The 15,444-nt window shown below is 39.4% G+C and carries 16 protein-coding genes and 3 tRNA genes; 18 read left to right on the top strand and 1 reads right to left on the bottom strand.

What is annotated here, in order from left to right; translation table 11 throughout:
• Nucleotides 1–280: 280 nt before the first annotated feature.
• From L4F93_RS02050 to recC, 18 genes are all read left to right on the top strand, one after another.
• Complete coding sequence (locus L4F93_RS02050; protein ID WP_250350892.1) at nucleotides 281–1,846, top strand: cytochrome ubiquinol oxidase subunit I; 1,566 nt, start codon at nucleotides 281–283, stop codon at nucleotides 1,844–1,846.
• A gap of 14 nt (nucleotides 1,847–1,860) precedes the next feature.
• Nucleotides 1,861–2,997 carry a cytochrome d ubiquinol oxidase subunit II gene (gene cydB / locus L4F93_RS02045; protein ID WP_250350891.1) on the top strand — a complete coding sequence of 379 codons (1,137 nt, stop codon included), beginning with the start codon at nucleotides 1,861–1,863 and terminating at the stop codon, nucleotides 2,995–2,997.
• Between the two features lie 11 nt (nucleotides 2,998–3,008).
• Nucleotides 3,009–3,107 (top strand): cytochrome bd oxidase small subunit, CydX/CbdX family, encoded by a 99-nt coding sequence (locus L4F93_RS02040; RefSeq protein WP_103853713.1) that lies wholly within the window; start codon nucleotides 3,009–3,011, stop codon nucleotides 3,105–3,107.
• Nucleotides 3,108–3,111: 4 nt separating this feature from the next.
• The gene (ybgE, locus tag L4F93_RS02035) at nucleotides 3,112–3,414 is read left to right on the top strand and encodes a cyd operon protein YbgE (RefSeq protein ID WP_250350890.1); all 303 of its coding nucleotides are present in this window, start codon (nucleotides 3,112–3,114) and stop codon (nucleotides 3,412–3,414) included.
• 169 nt (nucleotides 3,415–3,583) lie between these two features.
• Nucleotides 3,584–3,982, top strand: a complete 399-nt coding sequence (gene ybgC / locus L4F93_RS02030) for a tol-pal system-associated acyl-CoA thioesterase (protein ID WP_250350889.1) — start codon at nucleotides 3,584–3,586, stop codon at nucleotides 3,980–3,982.
• 44 nt (nucleotides 3,983–4,026) lie between these two features.
• Nucleotides 4,027–4,710, top strand: a complete 684-nt coding sequence (gene tolQ, locus L4F93_RS02025) for a protein TolQ (protein ID WP_250350888.1) — start codon at nucleotides 4,027–4,029, stop codon at nucleotides 4,708–4,710.
• 49 nt (nucleotides 4,711–4,759) lie between these two features.
• The gene (gene tolR / locus L4F93_RS02020) at nucleotides 4,760–5,182 is read left to right on the top strand and encodes a colicin uptake protein TolR (RefSeq protein ID WP_250351601.1); all 423 of its coding nucleotides are present in this window, start codon (nucleotides 4,760–4,762) and stop codon (nucleotides 5,180–5,182) included.
• A 16-nt stretch (nucleotides 5,183–5,198) separates the two neighbouring features.
• Nucleotides 5,199–6,413, top strand: coding sequence for a cell envelope integrity protein TolA (tolA, locus tag L4F93_RS02015; protein ID WP_250350887.1), 1,215 nt, complete (start codon nucleotides 5,199–5,201; stop codon nucleotides 6,411–6,413).
• A gap of 39 nt (nucleotides 6,414–6,452) precedes the next feature.
• Nucleotides 6,453–7,760, top strand: coding sequence for a Tol-Pal system beta propeller repeat protein TolB (gene tolB, locus L4F93_RS02010; RefSeq protein WP_250350886.1), 1,308 nt, complete (start codon nucleotides 6,453–6,455; stop codon nucleotides 7,758–7,760).
• Nucleotides 7,761–7,770: 10 nt separating this feature from the next.
• Nucleotides 7,771–8,232, top strand: a complete 462-nt coding sequence (gene pal / locus L4F93_RS02005) for a peptidoglycan-associated lipoprotein Pal (protein WP_250350885.1) — start codon at nucleotides 7,771–7,773, stop codon at nucleotides 8,230–8,232.
• A 181-nt stretch (nucleotides 8,233–8,413) separates the two neighbouring features.
• Nucleotides 8,414–8,489, top strand: a tRNA-Lys gene (locus L4F93_RS02000).
• A 28-nt stretch (nucleotides 8,490–8,517) separates the two neighbouring features.
• Nucleotides 8,518–8,593, top strand: a tRNA-Lys gene (locus tag L4F93_RS01995).
• A 28-nt stretch (nucleotides 8,594–8,621) separates the two neighbouring features.
• Nucleotides 8,622–8,697: transfer RNA gene (locus tag L4F93_RS01990), tRNA-Lys, on the top strand.
• 267 nt (nucleotides 8,698–8,964) lie between these two features.
• Entirely contained in the window at nucleotides 8,965–9,489 is a 525-nt protein-coding gene (locus L4F93_RS01985) for a prepilin-type N-terminal cleavage/methylation domain-containing protein (protein WP_250350884.1), read from the top strand.
• Nucleotides 9,490–10,212 (top strand): PulJ/GspJ family protein, encoded by a 723-nt coding sequence (locus L4F93_RS01980; RefSeq protein WP_250350883.1) that lies wholly within the window; start codon nucleotides 9,490–9,492, stop codon nucleotides 10,210–10,212. It abuts the gene before it with no gap.
• The gene (locus tag L4F93_RS01975) at nucleotides 10,209–10,886 is read left to right on the top strand and encodes a DUF2572 family protein (RefSeq protein WP_250350882.1); all 678 of its coding nucleotides are present in this window, start codon (nucleotides 10,209–10,211) and stop codon (nucleotides 10,884–10,886) included. Before L4F93_RS01980 ends, L4F93_RS01975 begins: the two co-directional genes overlap by 4 nt.
• Complete coding sequence (locus L4F93_RS01970; protein ID WP_250350881.1) at nucleotides 10,867–11,172, top strand: DUF5374 domain-containing protein; 306 nt, start codon at nucleotides 10,867–10,869, stop codon at nucleotides 11,170–11,172. Before L4F93_RS01975 ends, L4F93_RS01970 begins: the two co-directional genes overlap by 20 nt.
• An 11-nt stretch (nucleotides 11,173–11,183) precedes the next feature.
• Entirely contained in the window at nucleotides 11,184–14,588 is a 3,405-nt protein-coding gene (gene recC, locus L4F93_RS01965; protein ID WP_250350880.1) for an exodeoxyribonuclease V subunit gamma, read from the top strand.
• Nucleotides 14,589–14,622: 34 nt separating this feature from the next.
• On the opposite strand, the gene L4F93_RS01960 is transcribed toward recC, so the two are convergent.
• Nucleotides 14,623–15,441, bottom strand: coding sequence for a pyridoxal phosphatase (locus tag L4F93_RS01960; protein WP_250350879.1), 819 nt, complete (start codon nucleotides 15,439–15,441; stop codon nucleotides 14,623–14,625).
• Nucleotides 15,442–15,444: the final 3 nt, after the last annotated feature.

The raw sequence follows: 15,444 nt of genomic DNA, 5'->3' as shown, positions 1-15,444 counted from the left end.
AAAATGTTAAGAGAAACTATAATTTGAACCCTGTCAAAAAAACGCATACTTTCTATGGGTTTATTTTTGATGTAAATCTAAAAAATGTGATCGGTGTTACATTATTTGCTATTTTTTATCCACACTTTTAGTAGTAGAATACATACCGATCTTGAGTTATCTGGATAGTTAATGTTGAAGATAATTCAATTAATTGAGCTTAAGGGCAATCCTTTAAGAAATTGGGGTGGTTACAAAGTAATCATTAATGAAGAACTTGTAGCATTTACAAGGAGTTGAGATGTTAGACGTTGTTGAACTCTCTAGATTGCAGTTTGCTTTAACTGCGTTATATCACTTTTTGTTTGTGCCATTAACGTTAGGTTTATCTTTTGTTCTGGTAATAATGGAAACCTTATACGTGGCAACAGGCAAAGAAGTTTACAAAGATATGACAAAATTCTGGGGTAAGTTATTTGGTATTAACTTTGCTCTTGGGGTAACAACTGGTATTACAATGGAATTCCAGTTTGGGACTAACTGGTCATATTATTCCCACTATGTAGGCGACATTTTTGGTGCGCCATTGGCAATTGAAGCACTCTTAGCCTTCTTCTTAGAATCCACGTTTGTCGGATTATTTTTCTTTGGTTGGGATCGTTTATCAAAAGGTAAGCATTTACTTGCAACTTACTGTGTTGCCTTTGGGTCTAACCTCTCTGCAATGTGGATCTTAGTAGCAAATGGTTGGATGCAATCTCCTATTGGTTCAGAATTTAATTTTGAAACAATGCGAATGGAAATGACCAGCTTTATGGAACTTTGGTTGAACCCTGTTGCACAAAGTAAATTCTTACATACTTTATCAGCTGGCTATGTATCTGGTGCATTCTTTGTGTTAGCTATTAGTGCCTATTACATCTTAAAAGGTCGTGATATTGGCTTTGCGAAGCGTTCTTTCTCTGTCGCATCGGTATTCGGTATGATTGCCGTTGTGTCGGTGTTAATTATGGGTGATGAATCTGGTTATGAAATTGGTCAAAAACAACCAATGAAATTAGCTGCGATGGAAGGGGAATGGCATACTGAACCGGCTCCAGCAAGTTGGAATGCAATTGTTATTCCAAACCAAGCTGAAAAACGCAATGATTTTGCCTTACAAATTCCTTATGCTGCTGGAATTATCGTAACCCGCTCTTTTGATAAAACCTTTGCAGGGATCAATGACATCGTTGAGAAAAATGAACAACGTGTACGCCAAGGTATGATTGCTTATGATTTACTTGAGAAATTAAGAGCAGAGAAAAAGGCGACAGGCCAAGTTAATGAAGAAACCAAAGCACAATTCAATGCTGTACGTAATGATTTAGGCTATGGCTTATTGTTAAAACGTTATACAGATAAAGTGGTTGATGCGACAGAAGAACAAATCAAACAAGCTGTTGCAGATACAGTGCCAAAAGTTGGGCCAACGTTCTGGTCATTCCGTGTAATGATGGCATCAGGTGGTTTAATTCTCCTTCTAATGCTTGCTGCTGTCGTACAAAACGTACGTAAAACCGTTGGCCGTAGCCCATTATTGTTAAAAGCCATATTATGGGGACTTCCATTACCGTGGTTTGCAATTGAAAGTGGGTGGTTTTTAGCGGAATACGGTCGTCAGCCTTGGGCAGTTTATGATATGTTACCAGTTGGTGTAGCGGCCTCTAATTTGACTAAAGGCGATCTTTGGTTCTCAATTGGTTTAATTTGCGCACTTTACACAATCTTCTTAGTAGTAGAAATGTATTTAATGTTTAAATATGCTCGTCTTGGTCCGAGTGCATTAAAAACAGGTCGTTACTATTTTGAACAATCATCTAAATAAGCAGGAGCCTAACTATGATTGATTACGAATTTCTACGTTTTGCTTGGTGGGTTCTCGTTGGTGTATTACTGATTGGTTTCGTAGTAACCGATGGATTTGATATGGGCGTTTTAACCCTTCTTCCTTTTGCGGGTAAAAAAGAAGTGGAAAAACGTATTATGATCAACTCAATCGCTCCCCACTGGGACGGAAACCAAGTGTGGTTATTAACTGCTGGCGGCGCAATGTTTGCGGCTTGGCCAATTGTTTATGCAACCTCATTTTCTGGTTTCTTTATTGCAATGATTTTAGTATTAGCCGCATTATTCTTCCGCCCAGTTGGATTAGAATATCGTGCGAAAATTGATAATCCTGTATGGCGTAAGGCTTGGGATTGGGGCTTATTCATTGGTGGATTTGTGCCATCCGTTGTATTTGGTGTGGCTTTTGGTAACTTGTTGCAAGGCGTACCATTCTACTTCAATGATATGCAACAAATTTTCTACACTGGATCATTCTTTGAATTATTAAACCCATTTGCATTACTTTGTGGTTTAATCAGCTTGTCAATGCTTATTACCCAAGGTGGGGCGTGGTTACAATTAAAAACCACTTCTGAATTGCGTGAGCGTGCAAGAGTGATTACCCAAGTGGGTGCAATGGTAACCTTAATTACCTTTGTGTTAGCAGGGGTATGGTTGTACTTTAAAGATGGCTATGTGGTAACCAGTGTGATTGATCACAATGCCCCATCATCGCCATTGAATAAACAGGTTGCGGTTGAAGCAAGTGCTTGGTTTAAAAATTATTTTGATGCTCCAGTATTGTTCATCTTCCCTGCGCTAGCAGTAGGTGGCGCATTATTAAATGTATTGGCATCGAAAGCAAACCGTTGTGGATTTGCCTTCTTATTCTCATCATTAACTATGGCTGGTGTGATCTTAACTTGTGGTGTAGCAATGTTCCCATTTGTGATGCCATCAAGCTCTCACCCTGATATGAGCCTATTAATGTGGGATTCCACATCAAGCGAATTAACCTTAACCTTAATGTTTGGTCTTGCATTAGTGTTTGTGGTGATCTTATTGTCTTATACCATTTGGTCATATATCAAAATGTTTGGTCGTTTGGACAGTGATTTCATCGAAGACAACAAAAACTCATTATACTAAGGAGCGAAATTATGTTTTATGTTTTATGGGTAGTGGGTGTCTTGTTTGCCATAATGCTAAGTGCAGTGATCACAATTGGCATTGAAAAAACAGGTAAATTTGACGAGTAAGTCAATGATTAATAAAGCGTATCATTTAGTAAATAAGGGCTCTTGGCGAGCCCTTTCGTTGATCTTGGCTATCGCATTAACCCTCTGTTTTTTCTTTAATATTAATGCATTTGTCACACAATTAAGAACGACAGCACCTATTTGGGTAATATTTATTTTGTGGGCAACGGTTATTTTATGGATTCACGGCATTGGGTTTGAAATTCGGGCGACCATTTGGAAACTTTTATTTTTTCCTTATATTGGTTATATCGTCGGAATTGTTGCTTTAATCTACAATTTCCTTTTGCCAGCTTTCTCTCATTAATTAAAGTGCGGTGTTTTTTTGCCAAGTTTTTTATACCAACAAATAAAGTAAAAATCTTTTTAATTTGCACCGCACTTTATTTCTTGCTAATCCTGATTAAGCTCTCTACAATACGCGCAATTTTCTGTATTAAAAAAGAACGATTAAACAAACTCAGGTTTGACCATATATGCAAAGATTTTCTTTACCCGTACGCGTTTATTATGAAGATACCGATGCTGGTGGTGTTGTTTATCACGCTCGCTATCTGCATTTTTTTGAGCGAGCCAGAACCGATTATCTACGTGCATTAGGGTTTTCTCAACAGACATTGCTTGAGGAACATAATTTAGCCTTTGTTGTCAAAACAATGCAGATTGATTATCGTCTTGCTGCAAAGCTAGATGATTTATTAACAGTAGAAACAGAAGTAAGCGCGATTAAAGGCGCAACAATTTTGTTTTTGCAGCAAATAAAACGCAATGATGTGCTGATTTGCAGCGCTGAAGTCAAAGTAGCGTGTGTAGATCTCACAAAAATGAAACCCGCTGCGATTCCTCAGGAAATTAAAGCAGCATTTAAAGTGTAAATAGGCACTCACCTATTTTTATTCTCTTTCTTGGAGCGAGATAAATGACCAGTGAATTGAACTTTTTGGAACTCTTTTTAAAAGCCAGTATTGTGGTTCAAATTGTAATTGTAATATTGATTGCATTTTCTATTATGTCTTGGGCAATCATTATTCAACGTAGCCGTATATTGACAAAAGCGTTAAAAGATTCAACAACCTTTGAAGATCGCTTTTGGTCTGGTGAAGAATTAAATAAATTATATGATGGATTATCTAATCGCCGCGATGGACTAACAGGCAGCGAACAAATTTTCTATGTAGGGTTTAAAGAGTTTTCTCGCTTAAAACAAGCGAATCCAGATGCGCCAGAAGCCATTATTCAAGGTAGCACCCGTGCAATGAATTTAGCAATGAACCGTGAAATTGAAGATGTGGAAACACGTGTTCCATTTTTGGCAACCGTCGCATCAATCAGTCCATATATCGGCTTATTTGGTACGGTTTGGGGAATTATGCACGCCTTTATGGCATTAAGTGGTGCAAAACAAGCGACCTTACAAATGGTCGCACCGGGCATCGCCGAAGCCTTGATTGCAACAGCAATTGGTTTATTTGCTGCTATTCCTGCGGTGATGGCGTATAACCGTTTAAGTTTACGCGTGAATAAACTTGAGCAAAATTATGGTAACTTTATTGATGAATTTACTACCATCTTGCATCGTCAAGTTTTTGGTCGTCATCAATAGTCTGTCGCACAAAGTGCGGTAATTTTTAGTAAAGTTTTTAGAGGCAATGATGTCTTATCGTCGTAAACGTCGTGATATAAAATCTGAAATCAATATAGTGCCATTTTTAGATGTGTTATTAGTACTGTTGCTTATTTTTATGGCAACGGCGCCGATTATTTCACAAAGTGTACAAGTGGAATTACCTGATGCGGTGGAAAGCCAATCCGTGTCTAATGAGGATAAAGTCCCCGTTATTTTAGAAGTCTCGGGTATTGGACAATATAGCCTTTCCATTGGTGGCGAACGCAGTGAAAATCTCACAGAAGAAATGGTTACCCAAATGGCTAAACAAGAATATGACAAAGACAGCAACACAATGTTCTTGGTTGGCGGAGCAAAAGATGTGCCTTATGAAGAAGTGATTAAAGCACTCAATTTACTGCATCTAGCAGGCATAAAATCTGTTGGATTAATGACAAACCCAATTTAAGGTAAGTAGGTCTATTGTGCGTAATAATCAACGAAATAACGGAATTGGTGCATTTGCCATTTCAATTATTCTGCACATTATTCTATTTGGCTTGTTAATTCTTGGCTCGCTTTATTACAAAATGGAAATAATGGGGGGCGGTGAAGGTGATGGCGATGTCATCAGTGCTGTTATGGTCGATACGGGATCTGCCGCACAGGAATGGGGACGTTTGCAACAACAGAAAAAAGGTCAGGTGGATAAACCCACTCAACCACAGCAAAAAGAGCCAAATCCACAAGAGCAAAAACAAGCACAACTAGAAGAACAAAAGCGTCAGCAAGAATTGGAACGCCAAAAGCAGCTTGAGAAACAGCGTGAGCAAGAGCGTCAAAGACAGCTTGAACTGAAAAAGCAGCAAGAACAGCTGGCTGAACAACAAAGACAACGCGAAGAACAAGCACGCATTGCATTAGAAAAGCAGAAGCAACTAGAAGCTAAAGCGAAACAAGAAGCGGAAGCAGCGAAGCTGAAGGCCGAAGCTGAAGCAAAACGTTTAGCGGCACAAGCCAAAAAAGCGGAAGAAGAAGCAAAAGCAAAAGCCGCTGAGCAAGTCAAAAAAGCGAAGGAACGAGCCGAAAAAGAGGCAAAGTTAAAAGCGGAAAAAGCGGCGGCTGAGGCTAAAGCAAAAGCAGATGCAGAGCAAAAAGCGAAAGCCGAAAAGGCAAAGGCTGATGCTGCGGCTAAAGCGAAAGCAGACGCTGATGCTAAAGCAAAAGCGGAGGCTAAGGCAAAAGCAGATAAAGCTAAAGCGGAAGCAAAAGCCAAAGCGGAAGCAGATAAACGTCGCGCACAACAATCTGCACTAGATGACTTCATCAATGGCGGTGATATTGGTGGCGGCAGTGCTAAAGTTGGTGGCAATGCCAATAAAAAAGGAAGTCAAGGTAATGGAGCGGGTTTAGGTGCTGGTGATGGCGGTAAGACAGGCGATCGCTATGCAGGCGTAATTAAGAAAGAAATTCAGCGCCGTTTCCTAAAAGATCCGAGTTTCGCCGGTAAAACCTGCCGTATTAAGATCCAGTTAGAGCGTGATGGGACTATTTCAAATTATCAACGGATTTCAGGTCCTGATGATATTTGTTCTGCAGCAATGAGTGCGGTGGCGAGAACCAAAAAAGTGCCGGCTGCACCATCAGATGCAATTTATAATAAATATAGAACGCCAATCATTGATTTTGATCTAAAATGATCGGCGACTAGGTCAATAATTAAACCTAAGGTGAATTAAATGAAAATGATTATTCGTATAACACAATTATTAACGATGTTATGGATATTATTAGCAAATACAGCACTTGCTGATGATGAAGTCCGAATCGTTATTGATGAAGGGGTGGATGGGGCGCGTCCTATCGCCGTCGTACCATTCAAATGGAATGGTGCTGGTTCAATGCCAACAGATGTAGCTGAAATTATTTCAGCAGATTTACGCAACAGTGGCAAATTCAATCCAATTCCAACATCAAGAATGCCACAACAACCCACTTCCGCCTCAGAGGTTACTCCTGATGCGTGGTCATCTTTAGGCATTGATGCCATTGTTGTTGGGCAAGTTACGCCAAATGGCAATGGATATAGCATTGCTTATCAACTTGTTGATACGATTGGCGCATCAGGTAATGCCGGGGCTGTATTAGCACAAAATCAATATGCTGTTCCAGCCAGTGCAATTCGTTTAGGCGCACATACTGTAAGCGATGAAGTCTTTGAAAAACTGACGGGTATTCGTGGTGCATTTAGAACTAAAATTGCTTATGTTGTACAAAAAAATGGCGGTTCTAAACCTTATCAAGTACGTGTTGCCGATTATGATGGACATAATCAATTTATTGTTACCCAAAGTTCACAGCCATTGATGTCGCCTGCTTGGTCACCCGATGGAAATAAGCTCGCTTATGTTTCTTTTGAAAACCGTAAATCTCAGCTTGTTGTGCAAGATTTACGTTCAGGCGCACGCCGTGTAGTGGCTTCATTTAAAGGACATAATGGCGCTCCTGCGTTTTCTCCTGATGGTTCAAGATTAGCCTTTGCTTCATCAAAAGATGGCGTTTTGAATATCTATGTGATGAATTTAGCCAGCGGTAGTGTTTCACAATTAACGAGTGGCTCAGGGAATAACACCGAACCTGCGTGGTCGCCTAATGGACAATCTATCATTTTTACCTCTGATAGAGCCGGTTCCCCACAAGTGTATCAAATGAGTGCAAATGGTGGCGGCGCGACCTTATTAAGCTCAGGAGGACGCACCTATAGTGGACAAATTTCTGCTGATGGCAGTACGTTAATTATGATTGCCGCAGATCATATTATGAAAAAAGATCTTGCGACAGGTGAAACCGAAATGTTAAGTTCTACTTTCTTAGATGAAAGTCCAAGCATCTCTCCAAACGGAATTATGATTATTTATAGCTCTACACAAGGGTTAGGAAAGGTGCTACAATTAGTTTCTGCTGATGGGCGTTTTAAAGCACGCCTACCGGGAAGTGATGGGCAAGTTAAATTTCCAGCTTGGTCCCCATATTTAACTAAAAACTAGGAGAAAGTTAATGAAAAACTTTGCAAAATTATTAGTTGTAGCTGGCTCAGTAGCTGTATTAGCAGCTTGTAGCTCTTCAAAAAATGAAAGTGCTGCAGAAACAACTGCCCAAACTTTTGGCGGTTACTCAGTTCAAGATTTACAACAACGTTATAACACCGTTTACTTCGCATTCGATAAATACAACATCGAAGGTGAATATCAACAAATCTTAGATGCTCACGCTGCATATTTAACAGCAACGCCAGCATCTAAAGTATTAGTTGAAGGTAATACTGACGAACGTGGTACACCAGAGTATAACATTGCATTAGGTCAACGTCGTGCTGACGCAGTAGCAAACTATTTATCTGCTAAAGGTGTTCAAGCAGGTCAAGTTTCAACTGTTTCTTACGGTGAAGAAAAACCAGCTGAGTTAGGCCACACTGAAGCAGCTTATGCGAAAAACCGTCGTGCGGTATTAGCATACTAATATTATTTATAATAAAAAAGCCAAGTCTTATGCTTGGCTTTTTTATTTTCTGCTATTCATTATAGCTCTTTTGTTTCGATTTGTTGGTTATTCGTTCAAACAAACAAAAATTTAAAAATTTTTATTGATTATTAAAATAAAAACAGTATTATAAGCCTCCGTTACGCAATGATACCTATTCGGGTCGTTAGCTCAGTCGGTAGAGCAGCGGACTTTTAATCCGTTGGTCGAAGGTTCGAATCCTTCACGACCCACCAATCAAACGTAACTGCCTAAATATATTTAGGGTCGTTAGCTCAGTCGGTAGAGCAGCGGACTTTTAATCCGTTGGTCGAAGGTTCGAATCCTTCACGACCCACCAATCAAATATAACTGTCTAAATATACTTAGGGTCGTTAGCTCAGTCGGTAGAGCAGCGGACTTTTAATCCGTTGGTCGAAGGTTCGAATCCTTCACGACCCACCAATCATTAATTTCCCTATTAAATTAAAAAATCATTTTTTGCTTTGTTATTTTTTATTGATTAGACCGTTTATCCTTCATTTTATTTTCTCATTATTTTTGCGATCTTGATTCCAAAAATTTGCTCATTCCCTATTAAAAAAGCACCGTGTTTGTTAGGCTCTGCCTAGTGCATTAAAAGCAATGTAACGAAAACAATTCTTACAAAGAAATATTGTTGAAAAAATATAAGATAAACAAAGTGCGGTTGAAAAAATCAGCGTTTTTATTATGGATAAAATGAAAGGTTTCACCTTATTAGAATCGCTTATCGTGTTATTGATTTCTAGTTTGTTATTGCTTATGGCTTTACCTGTATGGCAACAGCACCAGGAGCAATGGCTGCTAGGCAAAGAACAACAACGCTTATATTTATTTTTGCGTACGATTCAACGGCGAGTAGAAAATTCTAATCAAGTATGGTTTTTAGTGGCAAATCGAGAGTTAGTAAGCCAGAAATGGTGCATTGTTGCACAAGTTAAAAGTAAAAAAATATGCAATTGTTTACAGCCGCACTTATGTGCAGAAGAGCTAATGGCGAATATTTATCAACCATTGTTTCCAACAAAAACAATGATTAGCAGTAAACATTATTTTCCACAAGAGATGGCAAGAATCAGCGGTATCCGTAATACGATTCAATCTGATTGTTTTTTATTGCAAGCTGGGCAGGTTAAAACCTTATTTTCTTTTTTTAATGTGGGTAGTCTGAAACTCAAACCAGCAAATTCACTCAGTGCTTGCGGAGAACCTTAGATGAAAGGCTATTTAAAAGGACAAAGTTTATTCGGTTTAATGTCAGCGTTGGGAATATCCAGCTTATTACTGATTGGCATAGTGAAATTTTATCAACATAGCCAATGGCAAATTCAGCAAATGAATGCGCGTCTGTTTTTACAAGCAGAGATAGAAAGAACGTTGCAGTTAATTAGCAAAGATTTACGCCGAACCGGATTTCGTGCCGCAGTTGAAAAACGTAAAGTGGATAATTTCGCCTTGTTTGAGCAAGATGAACGAGGCACAAGCTTAGTACTTAGCCAATCTGCAGGGGAAAAACCGAATAGCTGTGTGTTATTTTTCTATGATTTGGATAATTCAGGCTGTATTGGTTCCACTTATACCAAGGGGCTATGTCGTGAAAATGGCAAAAATCGGACAAAAGAAATTGAGCGTGAGTTATTCGGTTATCGTTTAAAACATAAAATGCTGGAAACACGTTTGACTTATAAAAATACCGTTAAGCAAAAATGTGCAAAAGAAGAGTGCCAAGGCTACCTGCAACAGCTCGCTTGTGAGAGAGGCGGTTGGGTAGATTTATTTGATAACCATAAAATAGCAATAACGGATTTTTCTTTACAATGGCTAAAAGAATCCGTATTGCTTACGGCATATTTAAAAGGGCAATTGACGCAACAACCGCATATTGAATATGAAAGCCAAGTAGTGATTCCCTTGCTTAATCAAGGCGGTACAGAATGAACGCGCAAAAAGGTATGGTTACCCTGACGTTATTATTACTGCTTAGCTCATTCTTGATGATTACAATGTGGTTTAACCAAGAGGAACTGCATTTTTATCGCGCAATGAACGCACAGCAAAAATTTTATGTACAAAATGATGCCGTACTGTTGCCAATCAGCAGACAAAATTTGGATCAAGAATGTGAAAAATTACCTTTAGATTATAGCCATTCTGTTTATCGTCTTGAATTTAAAAATACGCTGAAAAATCACCGCACTTCTGATTCTTCTTCCCATTTTGCTTGGTGTGAGCGAGTGAGCCTATTTCAAAGAATGCCAAGTCGCGGCATCAATGCGGGGGAATTTTCACATTATTTTGATCCTGCGATCACGCCGCTGTTTGCAAGGTTTTTATCGCAAGGGAATATTGGCAACTATCCACTCTACTGGTTTTCCGAGCAAGAAAAGCATTGGGAGATCAATGGCAATATTTATGCCGTCGTTGTCGCCGAAGGTGATTTAATCTTATCAGGTAAAGGGGAACTGCGCGGTGCGGTGATTACGCAAGGACAGTTATATCAAGGGGAGAATGTGAAATTGGTTTACAACAAGCAAACGCTGCAAGACGTGGTTCAGGCATATCGCTTTTGGCGCTTAGCAAAAAGGAGCTGGTATGATTTTGAGTCTTTATAGGCCGTTAAAATATCAAGGAATGAATTTGCTTGCTTTGCTGATGACTTTAACGCTATTTAGTGGTATTTTTCTGTCCATTAATCAATGGCTCGCTTATCAACGGCAAAGTGCGGTGAAAATTTATCAAGATTTACAAGCCATTTCTATTGCACATAATCAGCAACAACGTCTGTTTATGGGGCTGAGCTGTCAAACTCACATTGAGCAAAATCAGCTTATTTTTCATCTTAATTGTCACGAAAATAAGGTAACTGTGCGTTATCCCACAGGGGAAACCAATTTATAAAAGGAAATTCTGTGCTAACCGTTTATTATTCCAATTTGCTTGAAACACAAAAAGATATTCTGTTGCATTTAATCAAGACAATGCCATTGAATGATCCGCTACAATCGGAAATTATTTTAGTGCAAAGCCCGGGAATGGCGCAGTGGTTACAATGGCAAATTGCCGAAAAGCAAGGGATTTCAGCGAACTTGCAATTTCCTATGCCAGCCACCTTTATTTGGCAACTTTATCGCGATAATTTGTTTAATATTACACAGCAAAATCAATTTGCTAAAGAGCAGATTGTATGGCGTTTGATGCGATTGATCCCACAATATTTATCCCAACCTGCCTTTTCACCATTGCGTGATTATCTGAATACAGCACCTCAATCGGCACAACAAAAGTTATATCAATTAGCGGAAAAAGTCGCAGATTTATTTGATCAATATTTGGTGTATCGTCCAGATTGGATCAGTGCGTGGGAAAAAAAGGAAGACCGCACGATCGCTCAACAAATTGCTACGCAGAAAAGTACAGATAAACCCCAGTTGGTGACTCAAATTGCACAGCATATCGAATGGCAAGGCATTTTATGGCGTGCTTTAGTGGCGGAAATTCAACAGCAAAATGGCAATGAAGACGTCTGGCACCGAGCGCATTTACACCAACAATTTCTCCAGCTATTGCAACAGAAAATGCCTGTGAAACTGCCTAAACGCATTTTTGTTTTTGGGATCTCAGCGTTGCCAAAAGTGTACCTAGAAATTCTTAACGGCATTAGTGCATTTTGTGATGTGCATTTATTCTTCACTAATCCTTGTCGTGAGTATTGGGGAGATATTGTGGATAGCCAATATTGGCGAAAATTACAACAGCGATCTCGCATTGATCACCAAAGCCAACAGGTTAGCCCATTATTTTCTCATCAGCAAATTGCCCAGCTAGAACAAAAACAGCACGAATACACCGCCGAACAAGAATTGTTGCAAGTGGGAAACCCGTTACTTTCTTCTTGGGGAAAACAAGGGCGCGATTTTCTTTATTTGCTCACAGATTTGCAAAGTAACGAAATTAATGCTTATGTAGAATTGTCGAAAGAGGGATTGTTGCACCAAATTCAGCAACGCATTTTAACGCTTACCCCGACAGGTATTGCGCCACTGCATTTTGAACCACAAGATCTTTCTTTTTCAATTCACGCTTGTTATAGCGCAATGCGTGAGGTGGAGGCATTGCAAGATTATTTACTGCACTTATTTAATCAAGATCCAACGCTTACACCAAAAGATGTGGTCATAATGGTGGCGGATATTGATAAATATACGCCTTACATTCGTGCCGTCTTTGAGCAAGGGAAACCTCATCTTCCCTTTTCGATTTCAGATAATAAATTGTCGGAAAATGATGTCATTGTCTCCGCGTTTATCAAATTGCTAAACTTGAAAGAGAGCCTTTTTACTGCACAAGAAGTGTTGGATTTTCTCGATATTCCAAGTATTCGCGCACGTTTCCATATTGAATTGGAAGACTTGCCTTATATCCATCACTGGGTGGTGCATTCTGGTATTCGTTTTGGTTTGGAGAAATATCGGGATGGCGTACAAGAAAATTATAATGCGTGGAAAGCTGGGCTTGAACGAATGCTGTTGGGCTACGCAATGCGAGAAGAAAACGGCATTTGGCAAGACAGCCTTGGTTTTGATAATAGCTATGGTCTAAAAGGGCAATTGGCCGCCTATTTGGCAGAATTTATCGAGCAACTTTACCAATGGTATCGTACACTTTGTGGCGAGCATTCCGTTGAGCAATGGCAGCAAGCCTTATTCCAGCTTGTTGAAATGTTTTTCCAATTTGACGAAACGAGCCAAGAAACCCAATGGTATCTCAAAGATTGTATTGAAACTTTTGTGGAACCCTTAATCAATGTGCAATTTAATCAATTACTTAGTGCAGAAGTTGTCGCTGAGGTGATGAGCCACTATTTGCAAGAAAATCCACATAATTTACGTTTTTTAGCAGGAAAAATGAATTTCTGCACCTTATTGCCAATGCGCTCCATTCCATTTCGTGTAGTGTGTTTGCTTGGAATGAATGAAGGGGAATATCCACGGCAAACTACGCCAAATAGCTTTGATCTAATGCAATATCATCAACAAAAGGGGGATCGTTTCAAGCGGGATGATGATCGTTATCTTTTCCTTGAAGCATTGGTTTCCGCACAGGATTATTTCTATCTTAGCTATGTCGGGCATTCAATGATTGATGATGCACCAAAAGAACCTTCCGTGCTTGTTAATCAATTACTCGATTATGTGGCAGAAAACTTGCCTTTGCCTGAGGAGGATGCGTGTGCAGACCCAAATGAATATTGGCGTAAAAAATTGGTGATTCACCATCCAATGACTGCTTTTAGCGAGAAAAATTTCACTAAAAAGCACCGCACTTTTGCGCATAAATGGTTGCCATTAGTGAACAAAATCACATCGCAAGAGCAAGGTTTTATTCAGCCATTGAATAATGGGCATCTTGTGCAGAACGTTGAATTAAGCCAACTTATTGCTTTTGTTCAGCACCCGATAAAATTTTTCTTGGAACAGATTTTAGGTATTTATTTGAAAAATGAAGAAAACGCATTAAAGGATACAGAAAATTTTGATTTCGATAATTTGGAACGCTACACCATTAATCAGCAATTGCTGTATCTGAACGATGATGAGTTTAGCCAGTTTTTCCATAAGTTACAAATTAAAGGGGGAATGCCAAGAGGTGGTTTTGCCCAAGTGGAAGCACAACAACTTAGCCAAGCGATTCTTGGTCTGAAAAAAGACGTCGCAGCATATTTAAAGCAAGAAAGTCAAAGTGTGGTGGCAGAATTGGATTTCGCCTTGCCAACTCAAACCCTGCGTTTAACGGGAGTGATAAATCAGCTTTATCCCCTTGCTAACGGCACAATGGAACGCGTTACTTGGCGGGTAGGAGGGAAAATCCGTGATAAAGATCTGATTGAAAATTGGATCTATTATTTACTGCAATGTGCTACGCAAGAAAATGTAGCACCCTCTCATAGCTATGCTAAAAATGCGCAAGTGCGGTTTAAAATTTTGCCAAAAAGTACCGCACTTACCCAATTACAATGCTACCTTGAGGCTTATGTTCAAGCTCAGCAATCCCCTTGCTTAGTGCTAACGGAAAATCTGGAGAAATATTTTAATGCGCTAAATAATGAAAAAGGCAAAAATGATGCCGAAACAATTCAACAAAAGTGTTTTGCCATATTGCGTGAAAGTATTTATGGCAATGATTATCACAATGCGAAAGAAGATAAATACTGGCAACGGGTGCTAAGTGAGCAAGAATTAACACAACTGGATTTGACTGCAATGAGTCATACAATGCAAGATTGGTTTGAGTTAATGCTAGCAAGCTGTGAATAAAAGGAAACCGCTGAGGAGGATCAGCGGTTTTGTTTTAGTGTTTGAAATATTCGGCTAATACTTGTGCAATGCCCGGTTCATCATTACTTGTGGTAGTGAGCTTGGCTTGACGTTTTACTTCTTCTTCCGCATTCCCCATTGCCACTCCCAGTCCTACTGCGGTGAGCATACTGGTGTCATTGTGGTTATCGCCGAAAGCAATCACTTGCTGTGGTGCAATATTCCACTGCTTTAAGACCTCTAATAATCTTGCTCCTTTAGTATTACTAGCGTTGGCAATATCTACACGATCGACCCAAGACCATTCACAACTAAATTGTTCAATAGGCAACTCTGCCACGACTTGGTTCATAATTTCTTTATTTTGTGCGCTAATCACGCATTTCCAGATTGGTTTATCGTGATCGATTACGGTTTGAATGCTTTCTACTTTTCGTACCAAAGGACGTACACTCTCAGGACAACTTGCGACCCATTTAAGAAATTTTTCCATATGGGGATTTAGCTCGGCATAATTCATAGCATTGCGCGAATACATTAACAAATGACAATGATGTTTGGCAGCCGTATCATAAATTTGTTGTGCTTGCTGTTGTGAAAGCGGATTGGCCGCTAACACCTCATCATTTTGTACATCATAAACATAGGTACCATTGCAACAAATAATTGGCGTGGTTAAACCCAGTTCCATATAATATGGAATGACTGCCGTATGATGCCGCCCTGTTACCAGTAATATTTTAATGCCTTGCTGCTGCAGTTTTTTTATCGCGTCTTTATTTTGCGTTAAAATTTGACCTTGAGAATTTAATAATGTGCCATCGAGATCGAAGGCGACGAGTTTATAATCCATTTT

This window comes from Avibacterium sp. 20-132 (assembly GCF_023611925.1).
In the GTDB taxonomy this organism is placed as follows: Bacteria; Pseudomonadota; Gammaproteobacteria; order Enterobacterales; family Pasteurellaceae; genus Avibacterium.
This window is presented reverse-complemented; position numbering and strand designations above follow the sequence as displayed.

What these genes read in the sequence shown, in the direction of transcription:
- L4F93_RS02050 (WP_250350892.1), top strand. Translation starts at nt 281, where the DNA reads ATGTTAGACGTTGTTGAACTCTCTAGATTGCAGTTTGCTTTAACTGCG.
- cydB (WP_250350891.1), top strand. Translation starts at nt 1,861, where the DNA reads ATGATTGATTACGAATTTCTACGTTTTGCTTGGTGGGTTCTCGTTGGT.
- L4F93_RS02040 (WP_103853713.1), top strand. Translation starts at nt 3,009, where the DNA reads ATGTTTTATGTTTTATGGGTAGTGGGTGTCTTGTTTGCCATAATGCTA.
- ybgE (WP_250350890.1), top strand. Translation starts at nt 3,112, where the DNA reads ATGATTAATAAAGCGTATCATTTAGTAAATAAGGGCTCTTGGCGAGCC.
- ybgC (WP_250350889.1), top strand. Translation starts at nt 3,584, where the DNA reads ATGCAAAGATTTTCTTTACCCGTACGCGTTTATTATGAAGATACCGAT.
- tolQ (WP_250350888.1), top strand. Translation starts at nt 4,027, where the DNA reads ATGACCAGTGAATTGAACTTTTTGGAACTCTTTTTAAAAGCCAGTATT.
- tolR (WP_250351601.1), top strand. Translation starts at nt 4,760, where the DNA reads ATGTCTTATCGTCGTAAACGTCGTGATATAAAATCTGAAATCAATATA.
- tolB (WP_250350886.1), top strand. Translation starts at nt 6,453, where the DNA reads ATGAAAATGATTATTCGTATAACACAATTATTAACGATGTTATGGATA.
- pal (WP_250350885.1), top strand. Translation starts at nt 7,771, where the DNA reads ATGAAAAACTTTGCAAAATTATTAGTTGTAGCTGGCTCAGTAGCTGTA.
- L4F93_RS01985 (WP_250350884.1), top strand. Translation starts at nt 8,965, where the DNA reads ATGGATAAAATGAAAGGTTTCACCTTATTAGAATCGCTTATCGTGTTA.
- L4F93_RS01980 (WP_250350883.1), top strand. Translation starts at nt 9,490, where the DNA reads ATGAAAGGCTATTTAAAAGGACAAAGTTTATTCGGTTTAATGTCAGCG.
- L4F93_RS01975 (WP_250350882.1), top strand. Translation starts at nt 10,209, where the DNA reads ATGAACGCGCAAAAAGGTATGGTTACCCTGACGTTATTATTACTGCTT.
- L4F93_RS01970 (WP_250350881.1), top strand. Translation starts at nt 10,867, where the DNA reads ATGATTTTGAGTCTTTATAGGCCGTTAAAATATCAAGGAATGAATTTG.
- L4F93_RS01960 (WP_250350879.1), bottom strand. Translation starts at nt 15,441, where the DNA reads ATGGATTATAAACTCGTCGCCTTCGATCTCGATGGCACATTATTAAAT.